Annotated in this window: 14 protein-coding genes; 11 read left to right on the forward strand and 3 right to left on the reverse strand. The window is 67.0% G+C overall.

Annotated features, from left to right (window positions below):
* The 5 genes from ACJH71_RS17320 to ACJH71_RS17340 form a co-directional block, all read left to right on the forward strand.
* Window positions 1–1,098 (forward strand): FtsK/SpoIIIE domain-containing protein (locus tag ACJH71_RS17320; protein ID WP_406759232.1); only part of this gene is annotated, 1,098 nt, incomplete at its 5' end.
* 40 nt (window positions 1,099–1,138) lie between these two features.
* Window positions 1,139–2,530, forward strand: a complete 1,392-nt coding sequence (gene eccD, locus ACJH71_RS17325) for a type VII secretion integral membrane protein EccD (RefSeq protein ID WP_406759233.1) — start codon at window positions 1,139–1,141, stop codon at window positions 2,528–2,530.
* Window positions 2,527–3,945: a type VII secretion-associated serine protease mycosin gene (mycP, locus tag ACJH71_RS17330; RefSeq protein WP_406759234.1), complete on the forward strand. Its 1,419-nt coding sequence runs from the start codon at window positions 2,527–2,529 to the stop codon at window positions 3,943–3,945. The genes eccD and mycP overlap by 4 nt, the downstream gene beginning before the upstream one ends.
* Window positions 3,942–4,937 carry a type VII secretion protein EccE gene (eccE, locus tag ACJH71_RS17335; RefSeq protein ID WP_406759235.1) on the forward strand — a complete coding sequence of 332 codons (996 nt, stop codon included), beginning with the start codon at window positions 3,942–3,944 and terminating at the stop codon, window positions 4,935–4,937. Before mycP ends, eccE begins: the two co-directional genes overlap by 4 nt.
* A gap of 180 nt (window positions 4,938–5,117) precedes the next feature.
* Window positions 5,118–5,870, forward strand: coding sequence for an LpqN/LpqT family lipoprotein (locus ACJH71_RS17340; RefSeq protein ID WP_406759236.1), 753 nt, complete (start codon window positions 5,118–5,120; stop codon window positions 5,868–5,870).
* On the opposite strand, the gene ACJH71_RS17345 is transcribed toward ACJH71_RS17340, so the two are convergent.
* Both ACJH71_RS17345 and ACJH71_RS17350 read right to left on the reverse strand, forming a co-directional pair.
* Complete coding sequence (locus ACJH71_RS17345) at window positions 5,867–8,095, reverse strand: arylsulfatase (protein WP_406759237.1); 2,229 nt, start codon at window positions 8,093–8,095, stop codon at window positions 5,867–5,869. The genes ACJH71_RS17340 and ACJH71_RS17345 overlap by 4 nt on opposite strands.
* Before the next feature lie 140 nt (window positions 8,096–8,235).
* A complete protein-coding gene (locus tag ACJH71_RS17350; RefSeq protein ID WP_406759238.1) occupies window positions 8,236–9,177 on the reverse strand; it encodes a bile acid:sodium symporter family protein in 942 nt (313 codons plus the stop codon).
* A 685-nt stretch (window positions 9,178–9,862) separates the two neighbouring features.
* Here ACJH71_RS17350 and ACJH71_RS17355 point away from each other — a divergent pair.
* The 6 genes from ACJH71_RS17355 to ruvB all read left to right on the forward strand — a co-directional run bounded on the left by ACJH71_RS17355 (window position 9,863) and on the right by ruvB (window position 15,138).
* The gene (locus ACJH71_RS17355; RefSeq protein WP_406759239.1) at window positions 9,863–10,618 is read left to right on the forward strand and encodes a YebC/PmpR family DNA-binding transcriptional regulator; all 756 of its coding nucleotides are present in this window, start codon (window positions 9,863–9,865) and stop codon (window positions 10,616–10,618) included.
* An 11-nt stretch (window positions 10,619–10,629) separates the two neighbouring features.
* Window positions 10,630–11,439, forward strand: a complete 810-nt coding sequence (locus ACJH71_RS17360; protein WP_406759240.1) for a sulfotransferase family protein — start codon at window positions 10,630–10,632, stop codon at window positions 11,437–11,439.
* A gap of 26 nt (window positions 11,440–11,465) precedes the next feature.
* A complete protein-coding gene (locus tag ACJH71_RS17365; protein WP_406759241.1) occupies window positions 11,466–12,830 on the forward strand; it encodes a DUF2252 domain-containing protein in 1,365 nt (454 codons plus the stop codon).
* A 105-nt stretch (window positions 12,831–12,935) separates the two neighbouring features.
* The gene (ruvC, locus tag ACJH71_RS17370) at window positions 12,936–13,493 is read left to right on the forward strand and encodes a crossover junction endodeoxyribonuclease RuvC (RefSeq protein ID WP_406759242.1); all 558 of its coding nucleotides are present in this window, start codon (window positions 12,936–12,938) and stop codon (window positions 13,491–13,493) included.
* A complete protein-coding gene (gene ruvA / locus ACJH71_RS17375) occupies window positions 13,490–14,080 on the forward strand; it encodes a Holliday junction branch migration protein RuvA (RefSeq protein WP_406759243.1) in 591 nt (196 codons plus the stop codon). The genes ruvC and ruvA overlap by 4 nt, the downstream gene beginning before the upstream one ends.
* Window positions 14,077–15,138, forward strand: a complete 1,062-nt coding sequence (ruvB, locus tag ACJH71_RS17380; RefSeq protein ID WP_406759244.1) for a Holliday junction branch migration DNA helicase RuvB — start codon at window positions 14,077–14,079, stop codon at window positions 15,136–15,138. Before ruvA ends, ruvB begins: the two co-directional genes overlap by 4 nt.
* Before the next feature lie 6 nt (window positions 15,139–15,144).
* Here ruvB and gabT read toward each other — a convergent pair whose 3' ends face one another.
* The gene (gene gabT, locus ACJH71_RS17385) at window positions 15,145–16,494 is read right to left on the reverse strand and encodes a 4-aminobutyrate--2-oxoglutarate transaminase (protein ID WP_406759372.1); all 1,350 of its coding nucleotides are present in this window, start codon (window positions 16,492–16,494) and stop codon (window positions 15,145–15,147) included.
* Window positions 16,495–16,524 lie beyond the last annotated feature (30 nt).

The following is a 16,524-nucleotide window of genomic DNA, read 5'->3' on the forward strand; positions in this document are numbered from 1 at the left end:
AAGGTCACCGAACTGGTCAACGTGGGCCTGGCCTACGGCATCCATGTCGTGGTGACCACGCCGAGCTGGCTGGAAGTGCCGTTGGCGATGCGCGACGGTCTCGGACTGCGCCTGGAGCTGAAGTTGCATGATGCCCGCGACAGCAATGTGCGGGTGGCAGGGGCCCTGACGCGTCCGGCCGAAGCGGTGCCGGCCAACCAGCCGGGTCGTGGTCTGACGATGGCCGCCGAGCACTTCCTGATCGCGGCACCGGATCTGACCCAGATCGAGGCGATCAATGCCCGCCATCCCGGGTTGGCGGCGCCGCCGGTGCGGTTGTTGCCGACCAACCTGGCCCCCGAAGAAGTCGGTGTGGCCTATCCCGCCATCGATCATGTGGTGATCGGGGTGCGCGAAGAAGACCTGGCCCCGGTACAGGTGGACTTCACCGCCAACCCGCTGCTGCTGGTGCTCGGGGACGCCAAATCCGGCAAGACCACCTTGCTGCGGCACATCATCCGCACCGTGCGGGATCACTCCACGGCCGATCAGGTGGCGTTCACCGTGCTCGACCGGCGCCTGCACCTCGTCGACGAACCCCTGTATCCCGATAATGAGTACACCGCGAATGTGGATCGGGTCATCCCGGCCATGCTCGGGCTCTCAGCGTTGATCGGCTCACGCCGGCCCCCGGCAGGATTGTCGGCCGCTGATCTGGCCAGCTGGAGCTATGAAGGGCACACCCATTACCTGATCATCGACGATGTTGATGCCATCCCCGACACCCCGGCCCTGACCGGCCCCTATGCCGGGCAGCGGCCGTGGACCACCCTGATCGAACTGCTCTCCCAAGCAGGCGATCTCGGATTGCGGGTCATCGTCACCGGACGGGCCACCGGCTCAGCGCACGCGTTGATGACCAACCCACTACTGCGCCGGCTCAACGACCTACAAGCCACCACCCTGATGCTCTCAGGCAACCCCGCCGACAGCGGCAAAATCCGCGGCCAACGCTTCGGACGCCTCCCGGCAGGACGCGCAATCCTACTAGCCGACAACGACGAACCCACCTACCTACAACTAGTCAACCCAACATTCAGCGAAACCTTGACGCGCTAGGAGAAGAACCCATGTCCCTTCTGAAGTTGAGGACCCCGTGATGGCCAACGCTGTGATACCGATCGTGCGGATTGCTGTGCTGGCCGAGAGCCGGCTGACGGAGATCGCTCTGCCCGCGGACCTACCGCTGCGCGAAATCCTGCCCACCGTCCAGCGTTTGGTTGTGCCAACCGCTGCCGACGAGGCTCAAGACAGTGCCGGTAGCACGGACCGGCTCAGCCTTGCGCCGATCGGCGGCGCACCGTTCAGCCTGGATGCCAGCCTGGACACCGTCGGCGTGGTCGACGGGGACCTGCTGGCCCTGCAGCCGGTGCCTTCCGGGCCCTCGGCGCCCGGCATCGTCGAGGACGTCGCGGATGCCGCGGTGATCTTCTCGGCCTCCCGGCGCAAGCCTTGGGGGCCGCGGCACATCGGGACCGGGGCACTCGCGGCCGCCGCCGGATTGATCCTGGCGGCAACGGGTCTGGCCGTCACCTACCGGGTGGTCACCGGAGCGCCGGCAGGCCTGTTCGCGGCCGGCGCGATCGCCGTACTTGCCGTGCTCGCCGCGTTGGTCGCGCGCCCACCGTATGACGGGGCGTTGTCCATCGCGGCGCTGGCGCCGATCGGCGCGGCACTGGCGTTGGTGGTGCCGGGGCAGTTCGGACCGGCGCAGGTCACGTTGGGCGCCGCCGGCATTGCTGCGTGGTCGTTGATTCGCGTCATCGGCTCGCGCCGCGACCTCGGATTCTTCACGGCGACAACCGCGTTCGGCAGCGGCGTTGCCCTGGCGGCTGCGGTCGAGGCGCTGTGGCCGCTGCCGCTGCGCAGCATCGGCGGTGGGCTGGTCGTGCTGGCCCTGTTGCTCACCGTCTCGGCTCCCCAACTGTCTGCGTTGTGGGCACGGTTGCCGTTACCGGTGATCCCCGCGCCCGGAGATCCGACCCCGGCCGCACCATCACTGCGGGTGTTGGAGGACCTGCCGCGTCGGGTACAGGCCGGCGAACAGTACCAAACCGGATTCGTCGCCGGTGGTGTGCTGCTCGGCGCCCTGGGTTCGTTTGCGATTGCCGCGCAGCCCGAATCGGTTCCGGCGTGGGGATGGTATGTGGTGGTGGCCAATGCGGTCGCGGCTGCGTTGCGTGCACGGGTGTGGGACTCGGCCGCCAGCAAATTCTGGCTGCTGGCCCAGCCTTACCTGGTGACGGTGGCGCTGCTGGTGTTCTACGGCGCGACGAACCGCTACCTTGCCGCGCTCCTCGCGGTAGCGGTGCTTGCCGTGCTGGTATCAGCATGGATGTTGGCCTCCGCGTTTCCGGCAGTCGCCGATCCGCACAGCTATTCGTTGCCGGTGCGCCGGCTGGTCGGTTTCCTTGCCTCGGGACTGGACGCATCGCTGATACCGGTAATCGCCTACCTGGTCGGCATTTTCGCCTGGGTCCTCGATCGATGAGCCGTTCTCGAATCGGCTCGGCACCGGAGTTCTCCAGGGCGATCCGGCTCGGCGCTGCGGCCGTGGTCCTGGCCGCGGCGCTGGGGACATCCCCGCCGGTCTTGGCGATCACCCCGCCGAGCGTTGAGCTGGGGGCCGTGCCGCCCAGCGGGACTCCGGGGCCGGTGCAAGCTACCCAGCAGAACGGCGAGTGCAGCATCACCGGGCTCATCGGCGGGGCGGATGTGTTGGCTCCCGCTCCCGGGCAGCGACAGCTTGATCTGCCCGCGGCGTGGCAGTTCTCCCGCGGCGACGGCCAAACGGTGGCCGTCATCGACACCGGGGTGCGGCCCGGCCCGCGCCTGCCTGCCGTCGAGCCCGCCGGCGATTACATCGGCACCACCGACGGCCTCACCGACTGCGACGGGCACGGAACGCTGATCGCCGGGCTCATCGCCGGTCAACCCGGCGAGGACGGATTCGCCGGCGTCGCACCGGCGGCACGGCTGCTGTCGCTGCGCGCCACGTCCGCCAAGATCACACCGGCAACCTCCAACCGTGATCCGGAGTTGGCGCAGGCGGCCTTCAACGTGACGGCCCTGAGCCGGGCGATCGTGCATGCCGCGGATCTCGGTGCGCGAGTGATCGCTGTCTCGGCAGTGCACTGCCTGCCCGCAGACCGCAACGTCGACCAGTCCGAACTCGGTGCGGCCATTCGCCATGCGGCGGTCGACAAGGACGCCGTTGTGATCGCCGCCGCCGGTGACAGCGGCGCCACCGGGCCGGCCGGCGGCGGAACCGGTTGCCAGTCCAACCCGCTGACCGATCTGAGCCGCCCCGACGACCCCCGCGGGTGGGGGACCGTTGCATCGGTGTCGATCCCGTCGTCCTGGCAGCCCTATGTGCTGTCCGTGGCATCGCTGGCGCCCAACGGTCAGCCGTCGAAATTCACGATGGCCGGGCCTTGGGTGGGGGTCGCCGCGCCGGGCGAGAACATCGTGTCGGTGAGTAACCGCGACGATGGTGGCCTCGCTAACGGGCTTCCGGGTGCTCGCCAACAGTTGGTGCCACTGGCCGGCACCGGCTACGCGTCCGGGTACGTGGCCGGTCTGGCAGCCTTGGTCCGGAGCCGATATCCGGAACTGAACGCGGCGCAGGTGATTCACCGGATCACTGCCACCGCGCACAACACGGCGCGGGCACCATCGAATATCTTGGGCGCCGGATCCGTTGACCTCGTCGCTGCCCTGACATGGCAGCTACCCACCGAATCTGTCCCGGGCTCGCAGCCGGCGAAGCGGGTAGCCCCGCCGCCGCAACCGGCACCGAAGGACTACACGCCGCAGCTCGTCGCATTGGGCGGCACCACGGCGCTGGCACTGGCCGTCGGGGGCGCCGCAATCGTGACGCGCCGTAGAAAGGAGAGCACCCTGTGAGTACCTACCGATCAGCATTGCCCGGTACGGGGCGAATCACCCTGGTGCTGTTGGCCGTTGTGGCAGCGGCCACGGCCTACCCCTGGCAGTCGGCGCGCGAGCGCTGGATGTTGGGCATTGGCGTCGTCATCGTGGTCGCTTTGTCGGCGCAGTGGCGTGGACTGCCCTTGACAACGATTCTGCGACGCCGGGCAACGATCAACAGCCCCAAACACGGCGAGCGCCGGACAGGCACCAGGCCCGTCGCCGACCCGCGGGTCACCGCGCTGCTGAGTGTCGCAGCGCCGCAGGAAGAACCCGACCTGCTTCCACTGCCGCTTATCGCCCGCTACCTGGACCGTTACGGACTGCAGGCCGACGCGGTCCGGGTCACCAGTCGAGACGTCGGTGATCATGCCGGTGCGCGTGAGCGCACAACGTGGATCGGCTTGACGTTCGCCGCTGTCGACAATCTCGCGGCGCTGCAGGCGCGTTCTCCAGAGCTTCCGCTGCACCAGACCGCCCTGGTCGTGGCACGCCGCCTTGCCGATCATCTCCGCGAATCCGGCTGGGTGGCCATCGCGGTCGAGCCCGACGACATCCCAAGGCTGGACGTTGGAGAGTCCCGCGAGACCTGGCACGGGTTGGCGCAGGAGGGCGGGGATTACCTTGCCGCATATCGGCTTGCACCCGGACACGACTTGCCGGACGTGCTCGCGAAGGTCTGGTCCTATCCGGCACCAGAAACCTGGACGGCCCTGGAGGTCGCCGGCTCCGGCGACCATCAGACGCTGGCGTTCGCGACCGCATTCCGCAGCGGCGCCCAGCCCGCGGGTGTCCCGGTAACCGGTCTGAGCCCGCAACCGGGGAATCAGCGGGTGTCGTTGGCGGTGCTGCACCCGTCGTCGGTACAGCGGCTCGACGGCCATGCCGTCGCACAACGCGACGTATTGACTCGGCTCCGGTGGCCGAGCAGCACCGGGCGTTCGCCGGCTGATGCCACCGTGGGCTGAACAGCAGCTGGTCTTGAGTGGGCCGTGTCGAATGCATTGGCGACTCTGTCCATTCAATCCGAATGCAGAGGCCGAAATACCGCGAAGGTTCACTAGTCGCTACGGCTGGCCACCACGCAAGCGGGCCAACGAATCACTTGCCCTGGTCTGAAGGCAATCGGGGGTGGCTATTCTTTGCCGATGGACAGCCAAACATCCGGCAGCCAAGGGCCATTCTTCGAGGAACCGCCAGAGCAGCCGGCAAGTGACGCTGCCACCCCGCCCGCACGCCCATGGCTTCCAGTGGCCATTGCTGCCGCCGCTCTCGTTATGGCCATTGCCCTGATCGCCGCTGCGCTGGTCGCCGCTGCGCTGATTGTGAATCGCCGCGGCCATGAGGCCGAGTCATCTCATCCCTCAATGAGCGGAGGGTCTGACAGCTCGTTGTCGAGCAGATGCAGCCCGAGCGCGGTGCCGCTCGCCAACCTCGACCACCGCACTGCCGACGAGCCCAGGCTGGCGCTGCCCCAACCGCCCGGCTGGCGCTTCGACCCCACGCCGAGGCCGCCAGCAGTTCGGACGGTGATGCAAGGACCGGGAATTGAGGCCAACCGTAACCAGCCTAACGCCGTTGTGACACTGGAGAACCTGACCGGAACCGTCGGAACTCCGCAAGAAGCACTCGATTGGGAAATCCAGGGGTTATCAAAGGTTGGCGTCCTTGTTGACCGCATCCCCAGCACAGTTTGCGGCTACCCCGCCGTGACGCTTACCTACGACATGGGCCTGGCCAATCACCAGGCAACCTGCCTGATCGTTGCGGGTCGGGACAGCGACGGCAAACTCTGGGCGGCCATGGTTACCGTTCAGGCTTTCGATACCAGTAACCCGGCCTACGTGAGTGAAAAACACGCCATCCTCAGTGGCTTCCAATTCGCCTTCGCCGGTGACTAATCGGATTGCAGGGCGATGCGCAACGCGTCGATCTGGTCGAGCTCGGCTTGCCCGGCCTGTACGTGGACCGCATGCAGAGCGCCATTCCAGGGGAACGGGGGCTGGTAGTCATCGGCAACCGGCAGGCCGCGGTCGTAGCCGAGGGTGAGGTGTGTGCCCCCGTGCTGCCAGATGAACGGAAGCGCATGGTCGGTCGCGGCGGTCGCGACTACGGAGTCGTCGACCACCGCGTCGATGGCGACGCCGCCGGACTCCAGCCGTAGCACGCAACCGACGAGGTGGCGCCCCGCAGGCAGTTGCTGTTCGGACCGCAGCTGCAGGGGGCCACTGGGCAAGGCCACGGCGACGTGGAGCCTGCCGTCGACGACGTAGCCGGCCAGGCCTCCGTTGCGGTCGCCGATGGCGAACAACACCCCACTGGGCGGCTCCTCCGGCGACACCTCCACATCGGCGAGGATGTGACCTCCGCCGGCCAACATCGGCAGCGCCTCGTCGAGCACTGGGCCGGCTTGTGGATAGAGCGTGACCTTGAGGCCGACCGGATACTGCGGCTGGGCTGCGGCCGTCAGCCGCCCGATCAGTGAGTCAAGCAGCGGCAGAACATTGTTCGCGGCAGCTTCGTTGGACCACTGTTCGGACAGTTGTGCGACGACCTCGGGATGTTGGTCTGCGAGATCGTGGAACTCCGAGAAGTCCTCGTCGAGGCGGAACAGCGACCACCGGTCGGTGTCGAAGTCGCGGCTACCGGTCAGCAGCAGGTCCTCGTCCATCACGCCGACCGGAACGTGGTCGGTGGTGGCTTTCCAGCCGTCGGCGAAGATCGCCCGCGAACCCATCATCTCGAAGTACTGCACCGAACGCGGGTTGGGTGCCGCAGGATCGGTGAACGAGGGCAGCAGGCTGGCCCCCTGAACGGGCTGCTGTGCGATCCCGTCGACGGTCTCCGGGACGGCTACTCCGCACGCATCGAGGACGGTCGGAAGGACGTCGATCGCATGGGCGAACTGCCCACGAACGCCACCGCCCTCGCCAATCCCCTTGGGCCAGTGCGCGATGAACGGAACCCGGGTACCGCCCAGCCACGTGTAGCGCTTCCACAACCGAAACGGCGTATTGCCGGCCCATGCCCAGCCCCACGCGTAGTGCGGATAGGTCAGCGGTCCGCCCCAGTCATCGAGCTGCGCGAGGTTCTCGGCGAGATCGTCGCGCACCCGATGGGTGAACCGATGCTCGTTGACGGTTCCGGACACGCCGCCCTCGGCGCTGGCGCCGTTGTCGGACATCAACAGAATCAAGGTGTTGTCAAGCACCCCAATGCGTTCGAGGATGTCGACCACCCGGCCGATCTGTGCGTCGGTGTGGCTGAGGAATCCGGCGTAAACCTCGTGCATGCGGGCATACAGTCGACGCTCGTCCACGCCGAGGTCATCCCAGGCCGGCACCCAGGGCGGCCGGGGAGTCAGGGCCGTAGTAGCCGGGACGACGCCGGACTCCACTTGACGAGCGAACAGTTGGTCGCGCCATCGATCCCATCCGACGTCGAACTTGCCGGCGTAGGCGTCGGCCCATGAGCGCTCCACGTGGTGCGGTGAGTGCATCGCTCCCGGGGTGAAGTACAGGAAGAACGGCTTGCCGGGGGCGCTGGCCTGTTGACTGAGCACCATCCGAATCGCTTCGTCGGCCAGGTCTTCGGTCAGGTGGTAGCCCTCGTCGGGCCGGGCTGGTGCCTCGACGAACGAGTTGTCGCGCACCAGTTCCGGCGCCCATTGGTTGGCGTCGCCCCGGAGGAATCCGTAGTAGCGCTCGAACCCCTGCCCCAGCGGCCATTGGTTGTAAGGTCCTGCTCCGCCACGTTCGCCGCGCGGCACCAGATGCCATTTGCCGGTCGCCAGCGTGCTCCATCCCGCGTCGCGCAGGATTCGTGGCAGGGTGGCCGCCGAGCGAGGAATGTGCGCGGTGTAGCCGGGATGAGTGGTGGGCAGATCGGCGAGGAACCCCATGCCGACTGCGTGGTGGTTGCGACCGGTCAGCAGTGCCGCCCGAGTCGGCGAGCACAGGGCAGTCACGTGAAAGCGGTTGTAGCGCAGTCCTCCGGCGGCCAGCCGGTCGATGTGCGGTGTCGAGATATCGGAGCCGTAGCAGCCGAATTGAGCGAAACCGAGGTCGTCGAGCAGGATCACCACGACATTGGGCGCGTCCTGTGGCGGGCGCTGGGGCTGGCTCATCTCGGTGTCGCCTTTCGCTATGACCTGCATGTAGTCAAGTGACTACATCTGTTGAGAACATTATTGAGCGATCTTGTGGATCGCAAGGTGCAGAGGGAAATTCGCCTGATCAAGGGGTGATCACGGCTCGCTGCGGCGGCCTAGCCGGCCACCGCTTGGCCGGCTACGGCCGTAGCGCCGGACCGGCGGTCCGAGCGGTAGGCGGGGTCGAAGCGGCGGACTGTCACGACGAGCAGCAGGGCGATAACGGGCGCGATGACGCCGTACAGCGCCGGCACAGTGCCGATTTCGGCGCTGTCGAGGAGTTGCGGACTCAGGGCTATCGCGGTGGCCACCATCGCGTTGTGCATCCCGATTTCGAGGCTGATGGCAATCGCCTGCCGCGGAGCGAGTTTCATCCACCGGGGCACGAGGTAGCCGACGGTCAAGCTGACAGTGGCGAAGGACGCGACGGCTCCGGTGAGCGTGCCGAGGTTGTTGAGCAGTGTCGATTGCCCCCCGACGATCGCCGCGATGGAGATCGCGACCAGCAGCGTGGCCGCGGCGACCCGCACCGGCCGTTTCAGGCGACGGGCCAGCTCGGGGACGCGTTCGCGAATGGCGACACCGATTGCGGTGGGAATGAGGACCAGTCCGACTACTGCGACGAACTTGTCCAGCTGCAGCGGGATGCTCCTGCCTTCGCCGGTGAACCAGCTGATTGAGAACGCCAGGATCGCCGGTAGGGAGGCGATCGAGATCACGGCATTGACACCGGTCAGCGTGAGGTTGAGGGCCAGGTCGCCATTGACCAAGTGGCTGAATACGTTGGCCAACAGGCCACCGGGTACCGCCGATATCAACATGAGACCGACCGCCAGCTTCGGCGGGAGGTCGAATGCTTCGGCGATCAGCAGGCAGAACGACGGCAGCACGATCGCCTGGCAGATCAGGGCGACCGCCAGCGGGCGCCTCAGCGCAGCGGCTCGCCGGAAGTCGGCGACGGTGAGGGTCATTCCCAGGGCGAGCATGGCCGTCACAACGACCAACGGGAAGAACCGGTTATCCATGATTGCTCCGCGGTGTTCGTGCGCAGATGCCATGACGACTAAGGAGTTCCGGGCGCCGGCGCGATGATGCAGTGATTGCTCAGCTTGCCGCAATCCATCGAGATTCGGCCCGCGCACCGACGCCTCCGCGGGGCTGTGCACACCGCCGGATCGACGCGCCGAGCAAACGGATTCAGGGCTGCGCCCAGCCCTTGGGTGCCGATACGCGTCGCCTCGATTTGCTTACGGCGGCCCCCTGGCCGACAGTCACCGCGTTGCCGTATGTCATGGCTACGGATCGTCGCCGAGACCGCGCCTCGTGTGGAATCGCTCGCTTGCGGGTCAGCGTAATCCGCGGCGGTGCAAGATAATTCCGGAATGTAACCCCCGGGATGCTGGGTAGGGTGTCGCATGGCATGTCGGCGCGGACACGCGGCCGGGCGTGCGCCCGATAGTCTCGCCGACCCGAAGTGGCGGCTCCAGATCGACGATCGCGGCGGCCGGAGGACGCTGGCATCCCGGCGCTGCGGAACATCGGCTGGCTACACCCCTCCGGACCGCGTCAGCGGGCTGGAATCTATTTGAGCCGAATCAGTGCCGAGTCGCCTAGGTGGGCCGCCTGAGTCCAGGGGCGAGAGCCCGCAGCGGTTTTCCCGACATTGTGCGCGGGTATTTCCCCAGGGCCCGCGTAGACTCACCGCGCGAACTTTTCATCAGAAACAGTGAGGTAGGGCATCCGATGAGCGGCCATTCCAAGTGGGCTACCACGAAGCACAAGAAGGCCGTCATTGACGCTCGTCGTGGCAAGAACTTTGCGCGGTTGATCAAGAATATCGAGGTCGCGGCGCGGGTTGGCGGCGGGGATCCGTCGGGCAATCCGACGTTGTACGACGCCATTCAGAAGGCGAAGAAGAGCTCGGTTCCCAACGACAATATTGAGCGGGCGCGTAAGCGTGGTGCTGGTGAGGAAGCCGGCGGGGCTGATTATCAGACCATCACCTACGAGGGTTACGGGCCCAACGGGGTGGCGGTGCTGATCGAGTGTTTGACCGATAACCGTAATCGTGCTGCGAGTGAGGTGCGGGTGGCGATGACGCGTAACGGCGGGACGATGGCTGATCCGGGTTCGGTGGCGTATCTGTTCAGTCGCAAGGGGATGGTGACCTTGGACAAGAATGGGTTGACCGAGGACGACGTGTTGGTGGCGGTGCTGGATGCCGGTGCTGAGGATGTCAATGACTTGGGGGAGAGCTTCGAGGTGATTTCGGAGCCTGGGGATTTGGTTGCGGTGCGTAGTGCGTTGGTGGATGCCGGTATCGATTACGACTCTGCCGAGGCGAGTTTTCAGCCTTCGGTGAGTGTGGCTGTTGATGTTGAAGGTGCTCGCAAGGTGTTCAAACTCGTCGAGGCTCTAGAGGACAACGACGACGTGCAGAATGTGTGGACCAACGTGGACCTGTCCGACGAAGTACTGGCCGTCCTCGAAGCCGAATAGGAGCCACGTCGTTGTCGACCATCCATTTCATCTCCGGTCTGCCGCGCTCAGGTTCGACCCTGCTGGCCGCGCTACTGCGGCAGAACCCGCGCTTTGAGGCCGGGATGTCGGGTCCATTGGCAGGGCTGTTCGGCGCGCTGCTCGGCGAGATGAGTGCCCGCAATGAGTTCTCGGTGTTCATCGACGACGCGAAGCGGGAACGGATCTTGCGCGGCCTGTTCGACAGTTTTTATGCCGATTGCGACGCCGAGGTCACCTTCGACACCAATCGGGCGTGGTGCGGCTGGATGCCCGCGGTCTCGCGACTGTTCCCGAGCGCCAAGATCATCGCCTGCGTACGCGAGCTGCAGTGGGTGGTCGACAGCATCGAACGATTGATCCAGCGCAACGTGTTCACCCCGTCGTCGATCTTCGGCTTCAACCCCGGCGGCACTGTCTACACCCGCGCCAACGAGATCGTGGCGCAGGACGGAATGGTCGGGGCCCCATACGACATGCTCAAACAGGCTTGTTACGGCGCGGAGCGGGACCGGCTGCTGGTCGTGCAGTACGAGACGTTGACGACCGACCCGGCGACCACCATGCGGGCCATCTACGACTTCATCGGCGAGCCGATGTTCGACCACGACTTCGCCCATGTCGATTACGACGTCACCGACTTCGATGAACGGGCCGGCACGCCGGGCCTGCACACCGTGCACGGCGAGGTCCGGGCCACGCCCCGGGAGTCGATACTGCCGCCGGACTTGTTCAACCGGTTTATCCACGACGCGTTCTGGCGCGACCCGCGGGCCGTGCCCGCTGGTTTGCGGGTGGTCTAGCCGAACAACGGTTCTAAACTGACGCCGTGTCGGCGAGCGAGCGGCAAGAGTTCGGCAGGTCCCGACGGAAGGCGCTGCCGCGGTCCGGGCTCGGGGAGTATGTGCCGTCGCCGCGACGCCTGGACCCGGTAGCGCTGCTGGAATCGCAATCCAGGACTCGAGTACCGGAGCTGGTGCCGATCCGATACGCCCGCATGTTGGCGTCGCCGTATGCCTTCTTCAGGGGCTCGGCGGTGATCATGGCCGCCGACCTCGCCGCCGGCCCGCACACTGGACTACAGGCACAGTTGTGCGGGGATGCGCACCTGTCGAACTTCGGGATGTTCGCCTCCCCGGAGCGGCAGCTGATGTTCGACCTCAATGATTTCGATGAGACGCTGCCCGGACCGTGGGAGTGGGACGTTAAGCGGTTGGTGGCCAGTGCCGCGGTCCTATGCCACAGCAGGGGATTCGGCCGCGCCAAGCAAGAATCGGTTGTATCGGCCTGCGCCGAGGCTTACCGCACTCAGATGCGTGAACTGGCCCGGCTCGGCGAGCTCGATGTCTGGTACGCGCAATCGGTCATCGACTCCGAACTGCTGGCCGCCGTGGAACCGGTCTACGCCAAGGCGATCCGGCGTACCGCGGTCGGTGCGCTTTCCCGCGGACGGCAGCAGGCCGTCGACAAACTCACCTGGTCGCACAACGGCCGCCTGCGCCTGATCAGCGATCCGCCCCTGATCGTGCCGGCCGGTGACTTGGTCAGTGACACCGTGGCGCAGCTCTACAACAAGTACATGCGGAAACTGATCAAGGACTACGTTTCCAGCCTTCCCGACGACCGGCGGGTGCTTGCACGGCGATACCGGTACGTGGAGGTGGCCCGCAAGGTGGTCGGTGTCGGCAGCGTCGGAACCCGCACCTGGATCGTGCTGCTTGAGGGCGTCGGCCGCGGAGACCCGCTGCTCATGCAAGTCAAAGAGGCACGCACCTCGGTGTTGGAGGCCCACCTCAAGCGCAGCCGATACGCCAACGCCGGTGAGCGCGTCGTGGCAGGGCAGCGGCTGATGCAAGCCACCAGCGACGTCCTGCTGGGCTGGCTGCACGCCATCGGCCCCGACGGGCACCATGGCGACTACTACGTGCGTCAACTCTGGGACATGAAGGGATCCGCCGACGTCGAATCGATGAGCCCCAAAGTGCTGACCGCCTATGTGCAGGCATGCGGGCATGCGCTTGCCCGGGCGCACAGTCGTTCTGGCGACCGGGTCGCGATCGCGGCCTATCTCGGCAAGGGAGATAACGCCGACCGGGCACTGACCCGGTTCGCCTTGGCGTACGCCGAACAGAACCAGTGCGACTACCAGGCGCTGCAGACCGCCGCGGACAGCGGCCGGATCACCGTCGCGTGATGATCGGGCCGGGGGACAGGGCGCGGCGGCAGCGTGTCGCGCCCGCCGGTGTCGCCTGTCCCCTCTAGACTGTCGAACAGTTGTTCGGTACTGGAGAGGATTCCGATGCGGGTGATGGGCGTCGACCCTGGACTGACGCGGTGCGGTCTGTCGGTGGTCGAAGGCGGGCAGGGGCGTCAGGTCACCGCTTTGGATGTCGACGTGGTGCGCACCCCGGCCGATCAGCCGCTGCCGCAACGGCTGCTGACCATCAGTGACACCGCCGAGCACTGGCTCGACACCCACCGCCCCGACGTGATCGCGATCGAGCGCGTATTCGCCCAGCAGAACGTCTCCACCGTGATGGGCACCGCGCAGGCCGGCGGCGTGATTGCGCTGCAGGCCGCCCGGCGCGGCATCACCGTGCATTTCCACACCCCCAGCGAGGTCAAAGCGGCGGTGACCGGCAACGGTTCGGCTGACAAGGCGCAGGTGACGACGATGATCACCCGCATCCTGGGGCTGCAGCAGAAGCCGACTCCCGCCGACGCCGCAGATGCGCTGGCGCTCGCGATCTGTCATTGCTGGCGGGCCCCGATGATCGCCCGAATGGCCGCAGCCGAGGCACTGGCGGCCGAACAGCGGCGCAAGTACACCGCCAAGCTCAAGGCGGCCCGGGCATGATCGCGTCGGTACGTGGCGAGGTCATCGATATCGCGTTGGACCATGCCGTGGTCGAGGCGGCCGGGGTCGGCTACAAGCTGATGGCCACGCCGGCGACCCTGTCGACGCTGCGCCGCGGCAGCGAATCCCGGTTGATCACCGCGATGATCGTGCGTGAAGACTCGATGACCCTCTACGGATTCCCCGACGGTGAGGCACGCGATCTGTTCCTCACGCTGATCGGGGTCTCGGGCATCGGACCCAAGATCGCCCTGGCGACTCTGGCGGTCTATGACGCGGCCACCCTGCGCCGGGCGCTCGGCGACGGGGACGTCACCGCATTGACCCGGGTGCCCGGGATCGGCAAGCGCGGGGCCGAGCGGCTGGTGCTGGAACTGCGCGACAAGATTGGTGCGGCGACCGCATCCGACGGCGCCGTGTTCGGCGGCCACGCGGTGCGCGCTCCAGTGATCGAAGCCTTGATCGGTCTCGGTTTTGCCGCCAAGCAGGCCGAAGAGACCACCGACAAGGTGTTGGCCGACGCTCCCGACGCGACCACCTCCGAAGTGCTGCGTACCGCGCTGAGCCGACTGGGGAAGACCAAGTGAGCCAATCCGGTGAGCCCGGCGATCGTGAAGACCGTGAGGTGTCGCCGGCCCTGACGGTCGGCGAGGGAGACATCGACGCCGGGCTGCGTCCACGCAGTCTGGCCGAGTTCATCGGGCAGCCGCGGGTACGCGAGCAGTTGCAGCTGGTGATCGAGGGCGCCAAGAACCGCGGCGGCACACCCGATCACATCTTGCTGTCCGGCCCCCCAGGGCTGGGCAAGACGTCGCTGGCGATGATCATCGCCAGCGAACTGGGCAGCTCGTTGCGGGTCACCTCCGGGCCGGCGCTCGAACGTGCGGGGGACCTGGCCGCGATGTTGTCGAATCTGGTCGAGCACGACGTGCTGTTCATCGACGAGATCCACCGTATCGCCCGGCCGGCCGAGGAGATGCTCTACCTGGCGATGGAGGACTTCCGGGTCGACGTGGTCGTCGGGAAAGGCCCTGGGGCGACGTCGATTCCGCTGGAGGTGGCACCGTTCACCCTAGTCGGAGCCACGACCCGTTCCGGTGCGCTGACCGGCCCGCTGCGCGACCGGTTCGGCTTCACCGCGCACATGGACTTCTACGAGCCGGCCGAACTGCAGCGGGTGCTGGCACGCTCGGCGAAGATCCTCGGGATCGAACTGGGGACCGAAGCAGCGGCAGAGGTCGCGCGGCGCTCCCGCGGTACGCCGCGTATCGCCAACCGATTGCTGCGCCGGGTGCGTGACTACGCCGAGGTCCGTGCCGACGGGGTGATCACCCGCGACGTTGCGAAAGCCGCACTGGCGGTCTATGACGTCGATGAGCTGGGCCTGGACAGGCTGGACCGCGCGGTGCTCTCGGCGCTTACCCGAAGCTTCGGCGGCGGCCCGGTCGGGGTCTCCACGCTGGCGGTTGCGGTGGGGGAGGAAGCTGCCACCGTCGAAGAGGTCTGCGAGCCGTTCCTGGTACGCGCCGGGATGGTCGCGCGCACTCCTCGGGGGCGCGTCGCGACGCCGGCAGCATGGACGCACCTGGGCATGGTGCCGCCGGCGGGGGCCGGGGGATTGGGCCAACAGGGGTTGTTCGAGTAGGTCGGGCTACAGCTTGCCCAACTCGGCAGCCAGCACGTCCAAACCTTCCGAGAGCAGCGCGTCGCTGATGGTCAACGGCGGCAACAGCCGCACCACATTGCCGAACGTTCCGCAGGTCAACACAATCACACCCGCCCGATGACATGCCGCCGCCAGGGCGCTGGTCAGGGCCGGGTCGGGCTCGCTCGTGTCGGGCCGCACCAGCTCGACGGCGATCATGGCGCCGCGGCCTCGCACATCGCCGATGCGGTCGTCGTCGGCCTGCAGCCGGCCCAGCCGTTCGAAGACCAGTCGCTCGATCTGCCGGGCCCGGCCCACCAGGTCGTCCGCCTCGACGGCGGCCAATGCCCCCAACGCTGCGGCGCAGGCCACCGGGTTGCCACCGAAGGTGCCGCCCAGCCCGCTGACATGCGGGGCGTCCATGATGTCGGCGCGCCCCGTCACCGCCGCCAACGGCAGGCCCCCGCCGATGCCCTTGGCGGTGCAGATCAGATCCGGTGCCATCCCGGTCGGGCCCTCATGGTCACAGGCGAACATCGCCCCCGTTCGCGCGAAGCCCGTCTGTACCTCGTCGGCGACGAAAACCACGTCGTTGTCGCGGCACCAGGCCAGCAATGCGGGCAGAAAGCCGGGTGCCGGGACGATGAATCCGCCTTCGCCCTGGATCGGTTCGATCACCAGCGCGGCCAGATTGTGGGCGCCGATCTGGTTCTCCAGGATGCCGATCGCCCGATCGGCGGCCCGTTCCCCGTCGCTGCCCAGCTCTTTGTCGATCAGACTGTCGCGGTAGGGGTAGGACGCCGGCGCGCGATAGATGTCGGGGGCGAACGGGCCGAATCCGCTCTTGTAGGGCATGGACTTAGCGGTGAGCGCCATCGTCAGATTGGTACGGCCGTGGTAGCCGTGGTCGAACGCCGCCACCGCGGTTTTGTGCGTGTAGGACCGGGCGATCTTGACGGCGTTCTCCAGGGCCTCGGCGCCGGAGTTGAGCAGCACCGACCGCTTCTCGAACTGACCCGGGGTGATCCGGTTCAGTGCTTCAGCGACGGCCACATAGCCCTCGTAGGGCGTCACCATGAAACAGGTGTGGGTGAACTCGGCGACCTGCTGCTGCACCGCGTCCACCACCCGGGGCGCGGCGTTGCCCACGGTGGTCACCGCGATCCCCGAGCCCAGGTCGATCAGTCGATTGCCGTCGACGTCTTCCACGATGCCGCCGCCGGCCCGAGCCGCGTACACCGGCAGCGTGCTGCCCACCCCGCGTGCCACGGCGGTCGCGCGCCGGTGTGCCAGCTGAACCGAGCCGGGCCCGGGAATCTCGGTGGCCAAGTGACGGCTCTGAAGTAGCGGCGGCACTGACATGTGGGGTGGGCCTCCTTAGCGGTG

It is taken from the genome of Mycobacterium sp. SMC-15 (assembly GCF_045310925.1).
GTDB lineage: Bacteria > Actinomycetota > Actinomycetes > Mycobacteriales > Mycobacteriaceae > Mycobacterium.